The 17,697-nt window shown below is 53.0% G+C and carries 11 protein-coding genes and 1 pseudogene; 5 read left to right on the plus strand and 7 right to left on the minus strand.

From position 1 onward, the window contains the following. Positions 1-24: 24 nt before the first annotated feature. The 6 genes and pseudogenes from IPG22_02475 to IPG22_02500 all read right to left on the minus strand — a co-directional run bounded on the left by IPG22_02475 (position 25) and on the right by IPG22_02500 (position 6,066). On the minus strand, positions 25-204 hold the full coding sequence (locus tag IPG22_02475; protein MBK6587174.1) for a hypothetical protein: 180 nt from the start codon (positions 202-204) through the stop codon (positions 25-27). Between the two features lie 10 nt (positions 205-214). Then, positions 215-487 (minus strand): hypothetical protein, encoded by a 273-nt coding sequence (locus IPG22_02480; GenBank protein MBK6587175.1) that lies wholly within the window; start codon positions 485-487, stop codon positions 215-217. A 317-nt stretch (positions 488-804) separates the two neighbouring features. Continuing rightward, positions 805-1,442 (minus strand): annotated as a pseudogene (locus IPG22_02485) (peroxiredoxin). A gap of 59 nt (positions 1,443-1,501) precedes the next feature. Further along, entirely contained in the window at positions 1,502-2,815 is a 1,314-nt protein-coding gene (locus IPG22_02490) for an HlyC/CorC family transporter (GenBank protein ID MBK6587176.1), read from the minus strand. Between the two features lie 55 nt (positions 2,816-2,870). Next, on the minus strand, positions 2,871-5,483 hold the full coding sequence (locus tag IPG22_02495; protein MBK6587177.1) for a protein kinase: 2,613 nt from the start codon (positions 5,481-5,483) through the stop codon (positions 2,871-2,873). A 19-nt stretch (positions 5,484-5,502) separates the two neighbouring features. Beyond that, on the minus strand, positions 5,503-6,066 hold the full coding sequence (locus tag IPG22_02500; GenBank protein ID MBK6587178.1) for a sigma-70 family RNA polymerase sigma factor: 564 nt from the start codon (positions 6,064-6,066) through the stop codon (positions 5,503-5,505). Positions 6,067-6,208: 142 nt separating this feature from the next. Here IPG22_02500 and IPG22_02505 point away from each other — a divergent pair, with 142 nt between their 5' ends. Then, entirely contained in the window at positions 6,209-12,763 is a 6,555-nt protein-coding gene (locus tag IPG22_02505; protein MBK6587179.1) for a VCBS repeat-containing protein, read from the plus strand. Positions 12,764-13,100: 337 nt separating this feature from the next. On the opposite strand, the gene zwf is transcribed toward IPG22_02505, so the two are convergent. Continuing rightward, positions 13,101-14,612, minus strand: coding sequence for a glucose-6-phosphate dehydrogenase (gene zwf, locus IPG22_02510; GenBank protein ID MBK6587180.1), 1,512 nt, complete (start codon positions 14,610-14,612; stop codon positions 13,101-13,103). Positions 14,613-14,942: 330 nt separating this feature from the next. On the opposite strand from zwf, the gene IPG22_02515 reads away from it, so the two are divergent. Genes IPG22_02515 through IPG22_02530 form a run of 4 tightly spaced genes read left to right on the plus strand, consistent with a single transcriptional unit; the run spans position 14,943 to position 17,692 of the window. Continuing rightward, positions 14,943-15,638: a hypothetical protein gene (locus IPG22_02515; GenBank protein ID MBK6587181.1), complete on the plus strand. Its 696-nt coding sequence runs from the start codon at positions 14,943-14,945 to the stop codon at positions 15,636-15,638. Positions 15,639-15,647: 9 nt separating this feature from the next. Beyond that, positions 15,648-16,616, plus strand: coding sequence for a hypothetical protein (locus IPG22_02520; protein MBK6587182.1), 969 nt, complete (start codon positions 15,648-15,650; stop codon positions 16,614-16,616). Positions 16,617-16,664: 48 nt separating this feature from the next. Further along, a complete protein-coding gene (locus tag IPG22_02525) occupies positions 16,665-17,105 on the plus strand; it encodes a hypothetical protein (GenBank protein MBK6587183.1) in 441 nt (146 codons plus the stop codon). 17 nt (positions 17,106-17,122) lie between these two features. Beyond that, positions 17,123-17,692: a hypothetical protein gene (locus tag IPG22_02530; GenBank protein MBK6587184.1), complete on the plus strand. Its 570-nt coding sequence runs from the start codon at positions 17,123-17,125 to the stop codon at positions 17,690-17,692. Positions 17,693-17,697 lie beyond the last annotated feature (5 nt).

Consider the following 17,697-nt stretch of genomic DNA (forward strand, 5'->3'; position numbering starts at 1 on the left):
AAATTCGTATCGTCTGACTTTGCCTTACGAGAAACAGAAGCCTCGAATATTTGACCGTCTTTTTTTGAAGAGAAAAACACCGGATTCGGGCTCTGAGGCTTCTAGTTCGTACTGCCTTCCGTCGATGCTCGCGACGACGCGTTCGCCATCGCGCACGATATCGATCTCATATTTGTTCCCGTCTGTTTCAGCAAGAAATTTCATCGCAAATCAACTAACGTTTCGATACCGCCCGGGCCTTTTTTTCGAAAAGAAATTCTTCGAATCGCTCCTCATTCAGCCACCAGTACAATGTTCCCACCGCGAGCCCTAATGCCGGATAGGCCAATAGAAATGTGGATGGCAGCGAGAAGCCGTACCACAACCAACTCGCCAGATTCAGCAATACGAAAAAGAAAACGGCGGAAATAACTGCCGACCTAAGCACGACATGGTTTTTTCCTTTCATCCGCAGCTTTTCCCAACGGAGAAACTGCTTTCTGGACATTTTCTTCATCAAGATGGTTATTCCTACAAGCCCTTTTTGATCTTTTGTTCGAGCAAATAGCTTTGGTATTGGCCATTACCAGACCACCATGCTACAGATCCCATAAGGATGCTCAGGAACAAAGTAAACACTATGCTGAACCATAAAAAATTGGAGGGCGTCGTTCGAATACATACTCTACGAGCACCTTCGCCCCCGTGAAAAGAACAAAGAAGATCAGAGCTTTTTGAACGATGAACACGGCCTTTCCGTGCCTAATCTTTTGCTCCCACTCAGTAGCCTGTTTTTCAGACATCGCCATAAAAACACCTCAATACCTAAGCCTTATTTGGCTGCGGCGTTACGCGGAGATATGGTTTGATCTCGTTCCAGCCGGCAGGGAATTTGGCCTTCGCGTCTTCGTTCGAAATCGACGGAACGATAATGCAATCGTCACCATCCTTCCAGTTTACGGGTGTCGCGACGCTGTATTTTGCAGTGAGCTGGAGCGAATCGATCACACGCAAAATCTCGTCAAAATTGCGGCCGGTGCTTGCCGGATACGTCAGTGTTAGTTTGACCTTTTGTCCGGCCCGATGACGAAGACGGAGCGAACAGTGAAGGTATCATTCGCGTTCGGGTGGATCATTTCGTAAAGGTCAGAGACCTTTCGGTCGCTGTCGGCGATCATTGGGAAATTGACGGCCGTTCCCTGTGTTTCCTCGATGTCTTTTTCCCAGCCAACGTGCGAATCGAGCGGATCGACGCTCAGGCCAATGACCTTGACGTTGCGTTTGTCGAATTCCGGCTTGAGCTTCGCAGCCATGCCGAGTTCGGTGGTGCAAACCGGCGTGTAATCCTTAGGATGCGAAAACAGAACGCCCCAGCTATCGCCGAGCCATTCGTGGAAATTGATCTGTCCCTGGGTTGTTTCTGCTGAAAAATCGGGCGCTGTGTCCCCTAATCTGATCGACATATTAAAGCCTCCAATGAAAATTTCGTTACTGCGATTGTAGCAAATGATCTACGAGAGATTTAATCCTCCGATTCTGCCTGCTCTTCACTTTCGGGTTCGGCTCGACGCAACCGGAGCAAATGGATCCTTTTCTCGTCGGCTCGCAGTATCTCAACCGCCAGCCCGCGAAGCTCAAGTTTTTCGCCTTCTTTGGGGACATAACCGGCCTCGCTCGTTACCATACCGGCGATGGTGGTGTAATCTTCGTCCTCGAGATCGGCGTCGAAGATGCGTTCGATCTTGAAGATCTCGGTAGAACCGATAACGTCCCAATAGCCATCTTCGCCTTCGACGATCTCGATGATCTCTTCCTGCTCGGTGTCTTCGTCTTCGATCTCGCCGACGATCTCTTCGAGAATGTCTTCGACGGTGATCAATCCGGCGACGCCGCCATATTCGTCGATAACGATGGCGACCTGCACATGATTGAGCTGCATGTCTTTAAGAAGTTCTGACGCCGTTTTTGTTTCCGGGATAAAGAAAGCGTCGCGTAGGATCGTGCTGACCGGTTTATCTTCCTTTCCCTCCGCCCACGCCTGCATCAGATCGCGGACGTAGATCATGCCCTCGATATTGTCGATGCTGTCGCGATAAACCGGCAGACGCGAATACTTTTCCTCAACGATCAGGTCCCGCGCATCCTTAACCGTTGATTTGACCGGCAGAGCGCATATTTCAGTGCGTGGCGTCATTATCTCGCCTACTCGGGTGTCCGAGAATTCGACCAGCGTCTCGATCATCTCGCGTTCCTTTTCTTCGATGATCCCTTCGGCTTCGCCAACTTCCATTAGGGCCTGGAAATCATCCGCACTGTCCTCTGTCCTGTCGTCTGAGGAGTCGGGAGCTGCCGTAAGTTCCATTTTCAGGCGTTCCTTTGCGGTCATCCTGGCATCGAACGGTGCCGCGAGCTTGGAAACCAGCGAAAAGAGCGGCCCAACGATCGGTAGAAAAAAGAGCAGCCGCTTGTCAGGATTGCTCGCGACAACGATGCGGGGAACTATCTGTCGAAAGACCACGGTTGAGCCTAACCCGATCACCAAAGCGGCAAGCAAAAGGCGGGTCCGGTCATCGACAAACCTCAGCAAAAGCAGAGTCAGGATCACGGAATAAACGATAAGCAATATCTGGATGGTCGCGGAAAGTGCGAATCGATAGCGCGGCCGGTTTTCCAGCATTTCCCGCAGCATCTCAGAGGTTCTGTTATCGTTTTCTTCGACATCGGAGGCGAGCCGGCGGAGGCTGACATCAGAAAGGCGCGAGAATGCCATGTCCACGGTCGCGAGAAGAACCAAAGCGAGCAAAATAATCACTGCTATGACTATTTCGATTTCCATCTTCTATTGATTTTACGTTGTTTTGCGGCTTCCTCAAACAGGCTTATCCGTTAAATTAATGCGAACTCCTTTCCCTGCTCAATTTGTCCAGGATCGGCTGCATTTCGCTGAAGATCTTTTCATCCCATTTTCCGAGTGCGTTCTGGCTCTTTAGCCTGGCGACCGCTTCTATTGCAGCAGCCAGACTTCGCTTGGCATGCTCATTTTGTCCAAGCTTTGCCTCCGTGACGCCGACACTTTTCATCGCTTGTGCCCAGTCTCGCAGGGCGACCAGGTTTGCTTGATCGCTTGTCGCCATTTTGCCGAAGATATCGGCTGACCGCGTGTATGCAGCGAGAGCGGCCGGCAGGTCATCTCGAGTCTTCTCCAGGTCTCCCAATCGCGTGTAAAGCGTTGCCAGATCATCCTGATATACGGTATTCCTGGGTTCTCGGCCGATCAGCTCTAGTATGGTCTCCTCTGCCTGGCGAAGATAATTGACTGCTTCGGATGCTCTTTTAACGAGGGCCAGGGTCACTCCGTATCGCGACAGGGCCCGGCCAAGATTTTGCCGCGCCTGCGTATCGGAAGGGTCGATCTCGACGGAGGTACGAGCGATTTCCAGAGCAGTCTTAGCATACTTGAGGGACACGTCGTTCTTGATGCTCTCAAAATTGCTGCCGGCCAAAGAGTACACTAAAAAAACGGTTTTCTGGATGTTGGGGTTTGAGGGATATCTTGAGCGAAGTATCTCCGCTGCCCCAACCGCTTTTGCGTTTTCAGCCTCTGCCTCTAACTGTTGACCATCCCAGGATAGTGCATTGGCGAGATAAGCCGTTACCATAGCGGTCAGCCTTTGAACATCGCCGTCGGCCGGGTCGAGTTGATCGAGTTCTATAAGTGCCGTACGATATCTCGGGATCGCCAGATCGTACTGGTTATTGATCGCCAAGCGATGGGCGTCATCGATCTGGGCTTCGACATAGGACTTTTTGACCGCAAGATCCCCGGGTGTTTCATCTGCCAGAGTTTTGAACACATTGAGGGCGGTTTGCGAATCTTCGGCTGACTTTTGAAACTCACCCTGAGCGAAGCGGATGCGTGCCAGTTCTTTCATTGTTGACGCGAGCATCAAACGATGCTCGGCTGTGGGCGGGAGAGCATCGATGATCGCCTTTGATTTCAAGTAGCTTTCAATTGCTCCAGCAAAGTTACTAAGATTTGGCTTGCTCGGATTTCCCTGTAGGTCACCGACTTTTTGATACGCTCTCGCAAGTTCGCTCTCGAGGCTTTCGTCATTTCGGCTTTCGGCCGCAAGTTTATCAAGATAATCGAGGGCGCGGAGGACCAGTGTTTCACGAGCATCAATTGAACCCGAAAGCCGCTCGATCTTTGGAGCTATCTCGAATAGCAGCGACGTTGATAACTGGCGTACCTCCTGAAAGCGTCGCTCGGCCCGGTCACGTTCGGCTCGGGCGATGGCTGCCTGCCACAGAGCGATGCCAAGTCCTGTAAAAACGGCTAAAACGACAAATACCGCCGCAATGACCGTCGTTTTATTCCTTCTGACGAACCTCGACGCAAGGTATGCAAATGTGTTTGGGCGGGCCGTTACGGGACGCCCGTCGAGATAGCGCTCGATGTCTTCTGCTAATGCCTCGACCGATCCATAACGTCGTTCGGGTTCCTTGCGGAGAGCCTTTAGGGTAATGTTGTCGAGATCGCGAGAGAGGCGGTTTTTCACATGGCCGTTAGATCTTGAAATTACAGATGAAGGCGAGCGAGCCTCGCTAGACTGGAGCGACAGCAATATCTCGTCGACGGTTTTCCCTTCAAAATCGAACGGCTTCGAGCCGGTCAGCAACTCGAAAAGCACTACTCCAAGCGAGTATTGATCCGACGCTGTCGACACTTTTCCGCCAATGATCTGTTCCGGTGAGGCGTACGCGGGAGTAAAGGCGCGGAGGGCCGTTTGTGTCTGTTTTTGGTCTTCATGAAAGATCTTTGCCAGGCCAAAATCCAGAAGCTTCGGCTCACCTTCAGATGTCAGAATGATGTTTGACGGTTTGATATCGCGGTGAACGACCAAATTGCGGTGAGCGTACGCGACGGCGGAGCAGATCTTTAGGAAAAGTCTCAATTTTTCGGGGATGGTCAGATCGTTATTTTCGCAGTATTCGATAAATTCGTCGCCATCGACATACTCCATCGCGAGAAACGGTTCGCCCTTGTCGCTTAGCCCGCCGTCATGCATAACGGCGATATTGGGGTGGTGTAGTCCCGCGAGGATCTGACGTTCCTGCCTGAACCGGTTAATGACCTCAGAACCCGCGATCGATTGTCGGACGATCTTCAGTGCAACCTGCATCGAAAACTCGCCGTCATCCCGCTCGGCAAGAAACACCGTGCCCATTCCACCGCTGCCTATCTCGCGGATGATCCGGTAGTTACCGAAGTGCCGCTCGGAATAATCGGATTCCGTGTCCAGGATCTTCGAGGCGAGGTCGATCGAGTTTTCTTCGATGAGATTTTCAGGCTCGTCGGATGCATCGAGCAGCGAACGCACCTCACGGTAAAGAGCTTCATCGCCGTTACAGCGTTCCCGCAAAAACCCGTCACGCTCCTGCGGAGCGATCTCGAGCGTTTCCGAAAAAATGTCCTTAATATTTTCCCAATCCGGTTGTTTCACTCAAACACATTATCGTTCGTCACGACTTGAGTTCTCGCTGGAACCAGGCTTTTGCAAATGTCCAGTCGCGCCTGACGGTTGATTCGCTGACCTTTAGAATATAGGCGGTTTCTTCGATAGAAAGGCCTCCGAAAAAACGCATTTCGACGATCTTCGCCTGCCGCGGATCGATCTTTTCCAGGCTTTGCAAGGCTTCGTCGAGGGCGATAAGATCGATCGGCCGCTGTTCCGGTATGCTGATCGCATCATCCAATACCAGCTTATGCCCAGCTCGCTTATTTGCCCGGCGAGCGCGGGCATGATCGATCAAAACCTTGCGCATCACCCCGGCCGCGACCGAGAAAAACTGGGCTCGGCTCTGCCACGAGACATTCTTCCAATCTACTAACCGCATGTATGCCTCATGCACGAGAGCAGTCGCCTGCAGTGTATGATCGCCGCGCTCGTTTTGCATATAAGAACCAGCCAGGCGTCGAAGGTCATCGTAGACGATGGCGAGGAGTTTGTCCGGCGATGATTCGTTGCCAGCCCCAAACTCATTTAGTAATTTTGTTACTTCGTCGGTCGTCTTCATCGCGGGCATTCAATATTTGGCTCTCATTATACGAACATCCCGGAGAAAACAAAAATTTTTTCCGCCGCCGGTTGGCGCTTTTGCTCTGATTTTCCGCCCTATAGGTTGAAAGGAAAAATCTGCCTGCTCGGGGGAACAAAAGGAGACCATCATGTCACGTCAATCGACTCGTATCAGAATAGCTATAGTAACGCTTTTCGTGTTTTCGATCGCCATTGCGGCGCAACAGTTCTTCTCAATGCGTTTTGCTTACGCTGAGAGTACGATGACGGAGCAGACAGAAACTCCTTCGGAATTGGTAGCTGCTGCGGCGATGCCAATAGTAGCATGTGCTGGAACGCCTGGATTTACTTCACCGGCGGTGCCTGAAGTTGGGGTTGGAGCCCAGCCGTTAGCCGTTGCCGTCGGAGATTTTAATGGAGACCTAAAACAGGATTTCGCGGCTACCAACACGGGCGGAAATGTTTCGATCCGCTTGGGTGACGGAGCCGGTGGATTTACCTCGCCCGCCGTTCCGGAAGTAACGATCTCTGGTGTTCCCCAAGCGATCGCAACCGGAGATTTTAATGGCGATAGCAATCTGGATTTTGTTACGGCCAATGCTAGTGCAGGTCCGGATAACGTCTCGATCCGGCTAGGGAACGGTGCAGGCGGGTTTACGGCGGTTCCTAATGTTCCGGTCGGTTCCAGTGGCACCAGCACCCCATTTTCGATAGCTGTAGGCGATTTCAACGGCGACCTGAAACTGGATTTCGCCACGGCCAACCTAAGTTCCAACAACGTCTCGATCCGTCTTGGGGACGGGGCGGGAGGTTTTACATCGCCGGCGGTTCCGGAGATCACAGTTGGAACCGCACCTTCATCGGTCGCAGTGGGAAACTTTAACGGCGACAGCAATCTGGATTTCGTTGCCACAAATCGAACCTCGGGCACGGTCTCGATCCGTTTGGGGAACGGTACCGGTGGATTCACTTCGCCGGCCATACCGGAAATCACGGTCGGCTCATTCACATCATTCGTTGCTGTCGGTGAATTCAACGGCGACTCGAATCCGGATCTGGCTGTGGTGAATGGCAGCGGTGACACGATCTCGATCCGTTTGGGAAGCGGAGCGGGAGCATTTACGTCGCCTGCCGTGCCTGAAATATCTGTTGACTCTAATCCTCGCTCAGTGGCGATCGCAGATTTCAATAACGACGGCAAACAAGACTTTGTTACTGCCAACAATGGTGGAAGCACTGTGTCGTTTCGCTTGGGTAACGGTGCGGGAGGCTTTACCTCACCGCCTTCACCTGAAGTGGCAGTAGGAACGGATCCCAGGTGGATAGCTGTCGGGGATTTCAATGGAGACAGTAAAGCGGATTTTGTGACGGCGAACAATAGTGGAAGTAACGTCTCGGTGCGTCTCGGCACTTGTACAATGACGACACCGACTCCAACCCCGGCCTGTTCGCCTGTCTCATGGAATGCTGCGGCCCAATCACCGGCCGCGGTTGGGCAATACGCCTTTGCCCAGAACGGGGAGGACATGTATGTGATCGCGGGTTATACCAACCCAATTGCTCAGACAAACGCCGTTCGGCGGTATAACGCATCGACGAACGTGTGGACGTCTCTCGCCAATTACCCGGTCGCCACGTCTGGTATGCCTGCGGCCTTCTACAACAACAAAATCTACGTTGCGGACGGAGCAGTGGGGGGGAATGCAAGTACTTTCTTACGTGTTTACGATGTATTGACTGATACGTGGAGTTCGCCCTCGAACAGGCCCGGCTATACTAGTTCCGGTTCAGCCGCCGGGGCATACAATGGCAGTGTTTACTTTGTAGGGGGCGACTTAGGCATGACTCCGGGTGACCCTACAAATGTGGTCTCGATCTATAATATCGCCGGCAACTCGTGGAGCTCTGGACCGGCCGCTCCATCTCCGTATCGTCTTGGCGGTTATACTCAAATTGGTCAATACCTTTATTTGATCGGTGGTTTCACGGCTACATCGGTAAACTCGTCCGTCAGCATGAGGCTCGATATGGCCACGAACACCTGGAGTACGGGCCCGGCGTTTACGCCCCAACGGGCTGATTTTGCGCTGGCGGCCGTTGGAACGAGGCTTGTAGCGATCGGTGGTGATCTTTCGGGCGTCGGGTTTAATCCATCGGATAAGGTGGACGAACTTGAGACCAGCGCCTGGCCCGCCGGAACGTGGGTTGCTTCGCCTTCGAATCTACCATCCCCGCGCCAGGCAAATCAGGCGGGCTTCTTTAGCACCGGACGTTCGGGTGGCGAGATCTGGAGTACCGGCGGCGTAAACCCAGCCGGTAACGCAGTCATTCAAGATCACCTTTATCGAACGGTTTGTGACGGTGCAGTGACGCCGACACCGACACCAACACCGACGCCGACGCCAACACCAACGCCGACGCCAACACCAACACCAACACCGACACCTGTGCCCGGGGCTCAACGCATTGCGTTCGTGCGATCGATCGACGCTAACACAAACAACGTCGAGATATATTCGGTCGATCCCAACGGCAGCAACGAAGCTCGTTTGACGAACAATAGCTTCTTCGATTCGCAGCCCGCGTTCAGCCGGGATGGGGCGAAGATCGCTTTTCTTTCCAATCGAGACGGAAATAATGAGATCTATTCGATGAATGCCGATGGATCCGGCACTGTCCGGCTCACGAATGATGCGCAGAACGACAATGCGCCGTCTTTCAACGGCGATCGCAGTAAGATCGTGTTCTGCACCCGCCGGGATGGAAATGACGAGATCTACACGATGAATCCCGACGGGACGAACCTGTTGAGGCTGACCAATAACGCGGCAGGAGACGGCGATCCGTCATTCAGTCCGGACGGAACGAAGATCGTCTTCACGTCGCAGCGCGACGGCAATTCGGAGATCTACTCGATGAATGCCGATGGAACAAATCAGGTTCGCCTCACGAACGATGCCAGGATCGATTTCGAACCCGATTTCAGCCCGGACGGCAGCAAGATCGCTTTCACCTCGGACCGTGCGGGCCCAAATTTCACGTACGAGATCTTCATAATGAACACAGACGGTTCAAACCAGACGAATGTTTCGAATAATGCGGCGTCCGACCAGGGGCCATCATTCAGCCCGGAGGGCGATAGGATAGTCTTTTCGACATTCCGTAACAGCAACCAGGATCTCTTCGTGATGAATCTCGATGGCTCCAACCAGGTCAGGCTCACGACCGATCCGGGTTCCGATCTAATACCCACATGGGGTGGGCTCAGTCTGATCCCGACACCAACCCCGACGCCTACTCCGACGCCTACTCCAACGCCACCGGCATGTGGATTTGTTGTAACGAATACGAGTGACAGCGGAACGGGCAGTTTGCGCTCGGCAGTTATTTGTTCTAACTCGACGGCTGGTGAACAGACGATCACTTTCGCGGGCGGTGTGACCGGGACGATTACGCTGACAACGGGCGAACTCTCGATCACCGATAGTGTGACAATTACTGGCCCGGGCTCGAGCGTTCTCATAGTAAGCGGCAACAACGCATCGCGCATATTCAACATCGGAACCGGCAACCTAAACGTCACCATCTCCGGCCTGACCATCGCGAATGGCCGGCATCGCGGAGCCGATGCAATGGCCCTTGGGGCGAATGGCTTCGGTGGTGGGATTCTCAACGACAGTGCGGGTACACTCAGCATTACCGACAGTATCCTTTCTGGTAATGCGGCGATTGGCGGCGATGGTCAGGCGAGCGGGAGTGGCGCGAATGGCGGCATCGGTAACGGTGGGGGCATTTATAACCGAAGCACCGGGACGGTGACGATTACAAACAGCACCCTCTCTGGCAACTCGGCCACGGGGGGAAACAATAATCCCGACATCGGCGTCGTTAATGTTTTCGGTGGTGAGGGCAACGGCGGCGGTGTCTACAACCAGACAACAGGAACCGTGAACTTGATAAACTGCACAGTATTAAACAACTCAGCCCGCGGTGGCACAGCGTCAACAACTGTCAACAATCTCAATAAGGCGTTGGGAGGAGGTGCATCTGGCGGTGGAATTCTCAATAACGGTGGGACCATAAATATCACAAGCAGCACTTTCTCGGGCAACTCGGCCTCAAAGGGCGATACTCGTACGCCCCCTGGCCCGGGTGGAGGGGGAGGCACTGCATTCTCAATAGGAGCTTCTGGCGGTGGAATTTCCAATATCAGCCCCGGCATCGTGAATGTTGTAAAAAGCACGTTAGCCGGCAATTCCGCTGGTGGCGGCAACTTCATATTGGGTACCAGCGCAACTTTGTGGATCGCGTCTGGTGGATCTGGTGGCGGAATATCGAACGGTGGTACGACAAATTTTACAAACAGCACGATCGTTGGCAATTCAGCCTTAGGTCCTAATTACACGGGCGTAGGCGGCGCTGGTTGCAGCATTCAAAGCTCGGGTGGCGGTATTCTCAATAGCGGCCAATTGACTCTCACGTACAGCACTATCAGTGGAAATTCGGCCGTGGGTGGAAATAATTTAGATAATGGCGGCAGCTGCGTTGGCGGCGGTCTCGGCACGGGCGAGGGAGGGGGCGTTAACAATTTCATGGCCAACAGCACCGTGAATGCAAAGAACACTATAATTGCTGGTAACACCGTATCTCCGACTGGCCTCGGCCCAGACTTTATTAACATCCTCACCTCACAAGGCTGGAACCTGATCGGCAATAGCAGAGACGCGACGATCACGCCGTCGCCCGGAACCGCCGACCAGATCGGGACGAATGGTTCGCCGATCAATCCGCTGCTTGGGCCGCTGGCAAACAATGGTGGGTCGACCCAGACGATGGCACTGCTCACGGGCAGCCCGGCGATCGACAAAGGTGCGGCGGCGGTTGACCCGATCTCTTCGCTCGCGATCATAACCGACCAACGCGGCCTCGTCCGTCCCTTTGACGATCCGGCGATCTCAAATGACTCCGGAGGCAATGGCTCTGACATTGGTGCATTCGAGGGGCAAACCGGAATTGCTCCGACCCCGACGCCAACGGTTACTCCGACGCCGACGCCGACGCCGACGCCAACGGTTACTCCGACGCCGACGCCGACGCCGACGCCGACGCCTACGCCGACACCGACGCCAACACCGACTCCAACTCCAACTCCGACGCCGACGCCGACGGCTACGCCGACGCCGACACCAACGCCGACGCCGACGCCGACGCCAACTCCAACTCCAACTCCAACTCCGACGCCGACGCCGACGCCGACGCCAAATCCAACGCCGACGGCAACTCCGACGCCTGTGGTGCGGACGATCTCTATCACGGATATGACGGGGAGCGAGGGGAATTCAGGCGTGACAGGGTTTGTGTTCGAGGTCGCGATCTCTTCGGAGCCGCCTTTGGGGTCGCAGGTTCGGCTTGATTACTCGACAGTAGACATCACCGCGACGGCGGGCAGCGATTATCAGGCGGTATCAGGCAGTCTGACCTTTAACGCCGATACCGAGAATCTACAGCGTATAACCGTGCCGGTCATCGGCGATACCGTGTTCGAGCCGAACGAATCGTTCTTCGTTAAACTGACAAATTTGACCGTCACCGGCGGAGCGAACATCATCCTCGTCAAATCGGACGGCATCGGCGTGATATTCAACGACGACCCGAACCCGTCGGGCACCCCAACGCCGACCCCGACCCCGCAGGGCCGTGTCGAAGGTGATGTCGTTGACGCAGATGGTTCGGGAACGACCGGAGACGGGTTTGTTCTGGCAAATGATGTGAATGTCATCCGCCAGATGCAGCTCGGGCTGATACCGGGTCCGGTCGCAGGAGTACAATTCCAGGCAGCGGACGTCAATCTCGATGCCAACAGCGGCTGCGGCAACGGCCAGATAGATGCCGGTGACGTGACCGTCATTCGCCGCTACAACCTCGGCGAACTGATGCTCAAACCAGCCTGCGGACCGACTGGCCAGGCGGTGGCAGCGGGAGAAGGGGACGGATCAGCGGCAGTGGCAGTGGCAGCGGCGGGAGAATCACGTGTGCTGCGTGTGGTTGGGATGACATCGAGTGCGGGGCGAGCAGTGACGGTTTTGTTCGAAATGGATTCGCAGGGCGATGAGGCTTCCCAGAGCTTTACTGCGAACTGGGATCCGGCGGTTCTTCGATACGAATTCCCCCAACTCGGCGAAGACGCAACAGTCGGGACAAACATGGGCCTGAACACAAGCCAAACCGAACAGGGAAGGCTCGGGGTGCTGCTTGATTCGACCATTGTGCAGACGATGGGCACGAGGCGGCTGCTGCGAGTAAGGTTAAAGGTCGCCGATGGGATAGCGAACGGAAACTACCCGATCACGTTCTCGAACGCAGCCACGTTCAGCAGCGTTTCCAACATCGACGGAGCCCTGCTGCCGACGAGGTACGAAACCGGCTTCGTCACTATCTCCGACGCGGCCGCCGATGTCACCATCTCAGGCCGCGTCACTAACTCGAACGGCCAGGGCGTGAGGGGTGCGGTGGTCTCATTGACCGACCAAACCGGCATCCGCAGAACGGTCACCACCGGTTCATTCGGCCTCTACACCTTCGATGCCGTCGAAGCCAACCGCTCCTACACTGTTGGAGTAAGCTCGAAGCGCTATCGTTTCGCGTCACGGATGATTTCCCTTATCAACGCCATTACTGACGTTGACTTTGTCGGACTGGAGTAGATCCGGTCCCCTCCTCAACCTGAAAAAGGCTGCCCGGAAACAATTCCAGGCAGCCTGTTTTTTAACAAACTTCGATCTCTCTTTTCGGTTCTGCACGCACCAGGATTGGTCAAACAATTCTCCCCCCAAAAACGTTTGACCTATCTGCCGAATTACTCTACCAATTGGACTGTTTTCCGCCGGCAGTAAGGTGAATTCCTACGACCAATCAGCCCGATTCACACTCTGTAGGCCAATAAATACGGCTGTTTCACAAAAGTGTGAAACGATTCACACTTTTGAAAGTGCCAAATTAGCGACAGGTGTTTTTACAAGATCTGAACTTTAAAGAACGAGCTCAATCGGTGAGATTTTTCCACGACCGCCCGTCTCGCTCCAGCAGTTGATCGGACTCTTTCGGGCCCCAGCTCCCGGATTCGTAGTTGGGAAAACTGCGAGCCGGCAAAGCACTCCAAACGTCCTGCACGGGCGAAACGATCCGCCAGCCGGCCTCGACCATGTCAGCCCGCTGAAAGAGTGTGGCATCGCCGATCATACAATCGAAAAGCAGGCGTTCATAACCCGTGCTGACCTGATCGCCGAAGTGGTCGAGGTAGTTGAAATCCATATCCACCGCCCCCATATTAACGATCGGTCCCGGGATCTTAGCTCCGAAGTGGAGAGTGATTCCTTCGTCGGGCTGGATGTGGATGACAATGCGGTTGGTGGTCAGCTTTTCGACTGGAGTGCCGCGAAACAGCATGAACGGGGCTTTCTTGAATTGAATAACGATACTGGAATGCCGGGCAGCCATACGCTTTCCGGTTCGAATGTAGAACGGCACGTCGGCCCAACGCCAGTTGTCGACCGAGAGCTTCAGAGCCGCAAAGGTCTCCGTGTTGGATGCGGGGGCGACATTTGGTTCGTCACGATAAGCCGCCGCTGCCTTTCCATCGATCTTACCTTCACCATATTGGCCCCGGACAGTCGAATGCAGAACATCCTCAGGCGAGAACGGCTGGATCGCCGTAAGGATCTTTGCCTGCTCATCCCGCACGGCGTCCGCCTCGAAGGAAACCGGCGGTTCCATGGCAGTGAGAGTGACGAGCTGCAGGATATGATTCGGGATCATATCGCGCAACGCTCCCGCCGAGTCGTAATATCCGCCCCGAAGCTCGACGCCAAGCTTTTCGGCAACCGTTATCTGAACATGATCGATATAGTTGCGGTTCCAGATCGGCTCAAAAATACTGTTGCCGAAGCGAAAGACAAGTATGTTTTGAACCGTCTCCTTGCCGAGGTAATGGTCGATGCGGTATATCTGCCTTTCCTTAATAAGTTTGAGCAGATCGGCGTTCAATTTTTCAGCCGATCGCAGGTCATTGCCGAAGGGTTTCTCGTAAATAAAACGCCGCCAGTTCCCATTCTCCTCTTTGCCAAGCCCATTCTTGACGATCTTCTGGGTGACGTTCGCAAAGAGAGTGGGCGGCGTCGCCATGTAGTAAAAATAGTTTTCAGGTATCTGTCGCTCGGCAGTTACTTGGTCCATCAGTGATTTGAGATCGGAGAACAGCTTTTTATCATCATCAAAATCCCCGCCGGTGTAATACGTTCTTTCGGCAAACCAGTCGATCGCCTTTTCATCAGCTCCTTTTGGGATGAACTCTCGAAGATGTTCGATGATCTGAGCCCGGAATTCTTCCGTCGTGAGCTCTTGTCGCCCGACGCCAATGATCGCAAACGAATGGGGAAGAAAATCGTCTTTAGCCAGGTTGTAAAGTGCAGGAAAGAGTTTTCGCTTGGTCAGATCTCCGGTAGCACCAAAGATCACCATAATGCATGGATCTGCGGTCTTTTTAGTGTCATTCATTCTCATATTTAACCACAGATCTGCCAATAGAACAGCCCTTTCGTATTACCATTCGCGTATGCCAAAGTAACAGGAATGATCAAGACTCGGGATACGGCGAGGCTCTCCCGCGCGAAGAAACTCGCGAACGATCGTGAAATAGTTCACAGGAGAAAAGTCTATCCTGCCGAAATGACGATCGCCCGCCGCAAACTGTTACCCATTCTCAGATCAAGCCTAAATCGAACTGCGGCATAGGTCTTGCGCCTTTTCAGATCGGAGAAACCCATTTGCTTAGCTCTGGTTTCACCATGAGACCGATCGGAAATTCCGTTACAAAGAGGTGAAAAAATGAAGATCAAGAAAACTAGGATTTTGATGATTTTGCTTATTGCCGTTGGAGCGAGTTCGATCTGCTTCGGCCAGCAGTACAAGGGCTGGTGGTTTTTCGCGCCAAAAGCGATGGCAGAACGCAAAGTGATCCCGATGGCGGAAATTTCCGCTTGTTTGCTGGGAGAAGATTCACCACCAGGCGTTCGGGATATTTTTAAGAAAACGATCGACGGCGGCGTGTCGACTCAGCCGGGGTTGGTCTATAGAAAGATGTGCGATGTCGGTTTGATCCTCAATCTTTCGCCAGAAGAGGATAGGAATCTGGCAGCAGATTATCCCGGATATGCGATCTACAAAATATCCGGCAGCAATCTCGAACTCTATCTAAATCCGGCCGATATAAAATATATAGCCGTTGCCCACATGAAATTTACGTCCGCCCAGACGCTGAATAAAAATGACCTTGCTGCCTGTGGAACGACAGCTTTGCAGAGACTCTTTGCGCCGTCAAACAGGATCTGGCGAGAAAGCTGGTCAAGCTGGCAGGCACCGATCAAAGATCTGAAAGCGGAAGATAATCCGATCGCTTACGAAGGCAGGGATATTTGGATAATGGGCGAAGAGGATTACAAGATCTACGTCAAACGAGTCGGATCAAAGCACCCGACCTTTGACATTTCGCCGGACAAGAACGAATTAACACGGCGAAAATAAGGAGTGAACATGAAAGAAATAATACTGATTCTGACAAGCTTTTTGTTGATCTCGGCTTGTGGCAATGTTCCGCCGCCGGCCAATAATACGAAGCCCGCGGCGGACAACGCTGCGGCTAATATTTCACCGGCCCCGACACCGCCGGGCGAACCAAAACTCTCAGAAGCTAAACCGCCGAGTTTTCAGAGCACCGCGGCGGACACCGATGAACCGGTCAAGTTTCCGATCGCCGGTTTTCCGGTGGTAGAAACTACCGCCAAAGCTGGCGACTACGTTCTCGTCCCGTCATACAACTGGCTAAAAGATGCTGCCGAAAAAGGCGTTGAGACAACCAGTTTCATTTGGTACGTGCAAAAAATGGCTGCGCCGGAGAAGGAATTCTCAGATGTCCAATTTATGTCCGAACGCCGACGTGTTCCAAATGCCTACATCGTAGCGATCCCCCCGGGACAGAAAGCAAAGAAGGGCGATGTCATCTTAACTTGGTGGCAAACCGGTTCGGGAATGAACCGGGCATATGTGGTTGACGACAAAGATCCGATCTCACCGATCGTCCGCTATCTCGACATTGACTACGACAATCCCGCCAAATCCCGCGATAACGTCACGACCATCGGCAAAATGGATGAAAAGATCGTGCCGGATTCATTCTTCAAGCTTAAGGAATGGGATGCGGGAACAACCGTCGCCGTCCAGGATGGTGCGAACATGACCAAAGCCATCGTGATCCGCGTGGCCGGCGACAAGGTCCTGGTACTTGAATCTGTGGGCAAACTAAAAGTGTACCCGAAATCGTCGTGCAAAGCCGTTCCTGTCGTCCCGAATGTGAAAGAAGGTGACCACGTAAAAGCAGCAAAATACAACACATTCAAAGATGCGACCGTTTCCAGAGTCGATGCCAAGATAGGGCGGATTTTCGTCAAATTTGACGGCGATCCGACAGAACAGGCAATTCCATTCGGAGATATCTTGAAATAGCGGTTTTCGCGGAACGCGAAAGGAGGAAATGTAATGATCCGAAATAAATTGAACAAGAATTTTGCATCAGCTGCGTTCGTATCCTCGATGCTTCTCGGCTTGGTTTTTGGCTGCGGCGGAGGGTCGGGTAAAACTTGTGTCGGCAAATTAACCGTTGATGGAAAAACATTTCAGGGGTCGGCAAGCGAGGTTACAACAGACCTTAAGGGAGAAGACCGGGTCGAAGCCCAGGCCCGACAAAATGCGTGCAGCAGTTACTGCATAGAAGGCGACCAGGGTTACGACCGCCTGTATCAGGAATTTATCAAAACACCTGAAGCGAAAAAGGTTCCTATTGACTTCAACCAAGAAAAAATATCGCTGAAGGAGAAAAAATGGGCAGCTATGGATAATGAGAAACTTCGCAGATACATCGACCAGTGTCAGCAAGGCTGCTTAAAGCTGCATGAAAACGGTATGCAAAAGATCGAAGTAGTCTGCCAACAGTAATAACGGAGGGAAATGCGATGAGAAACATCAACTTGATAAGTATTCTTGTGGTTTGGATATTGTTGGCTGCATGCGGCGGAGCATTGACCGAATCGAAAATTGAAGTCAAGGCAGGCGGCAAAACGATGCCGGTGAGTGTGAGATCGAGCGGAACTTACAATACCGTTAAGACCTTTACCGACGCCCAATCAAAGGTCAGTAAAGCATCGTCAAACTACATCGTGCTTGGTAATTATGACATTGATACAAGTGCGGGCATGAATTCGATGGGAAAAGCTGTGACCGCGGCTGACCAGATCAGAGTTTCGCTTCAGCTCGTCGGACAAGAAGGAACGGACGAAAAGACCGGATTCAAAACCGGAACTTTTACGACCAAAGCGGAAAAATTCGACAAGGTTGATTATGTGAATGTCGCCTATTTCGCTAATGGAAAGGAATCTTCAAATTCTTTTGAGATCGCCAAAACGACAGGCGAAGTAGTAATTACGTCAGTTTCAGCTGATTCGGTCAGCGGCGAAATAAACCTGACCGACGGCGATAAAAGCGTCAAGGGTAATTTTACCGCTAAGATCCCGGTCAAGAAGTGAGCAAG

Source organism: Acidobacteriota bacterium (assembly GCA_016703965.1).
Classification (GTDB): Bacteria; Acidobacteriota; Blastocatellia; order Pyrinomonadales; family Pyrinomonadaceae; genus OLB17.

Coding starts and splice junctions, on each gene's coding strand:
- IPG22_02475 (MBK6587174.1), bottom strand. CDS start 204: ATGAAATTTCTTGCTGAAACAGACGGGAACAAATATGAGATCGATATC.
- IPG22_02480 (MBK6587175.1), bottom strand. CDS start 487: ATGTCCAGAAAGCAGTTTCTCCGTTGGGAAAAGCTGCGGATGAAAGGA.
- IPG22_02490 (MBK6587176.1), bottom strand. CDS start 2,815: ATGGAAATCGAAATAGTCATAGCAGTGATTATTTTGCTCGCTTTGGTT.
- IPG22_02500 (MBK6587178.1), bottom strand. CDS start 6,066: ATGCCCGCGATGAAGACGACCGACGAAGTAACAAAATTACTAAATGAG.
- IPG22_02505 (MBK6587179.1), top strand. CDS start 6,209: ATGTCACGTCAATCGACTCGTATCAGAATAGCTATAGTAACGCTTTTC.
- zwf (MBK6587180.1), bottom strand. CDS start 14,612: ATGAATGACACTAAAAAGACCGCAGATCCATGCATTATGGTGATCTTT.
- IPG22_02515 (MBK6587181.1), top strand. CDS start 14,943: ATGAAGATCAAGAAAACTAGGATTTTGATGATTTTGCTTATTGCCGTT.
- IPG22_02520 (MBK6587182.1), top strand. CDS start 15,648: ATGAAAGAAATAATACTGATTCTGACAAGCTTTTTGTTGATCTCGGCT.
- IPG22_02530 (MBK6587184.1), top strand. CDS start 17,123: ATGAGAAACATCAACTTGATAAGTATTCTTGTGGTTTGGATATTGTTG.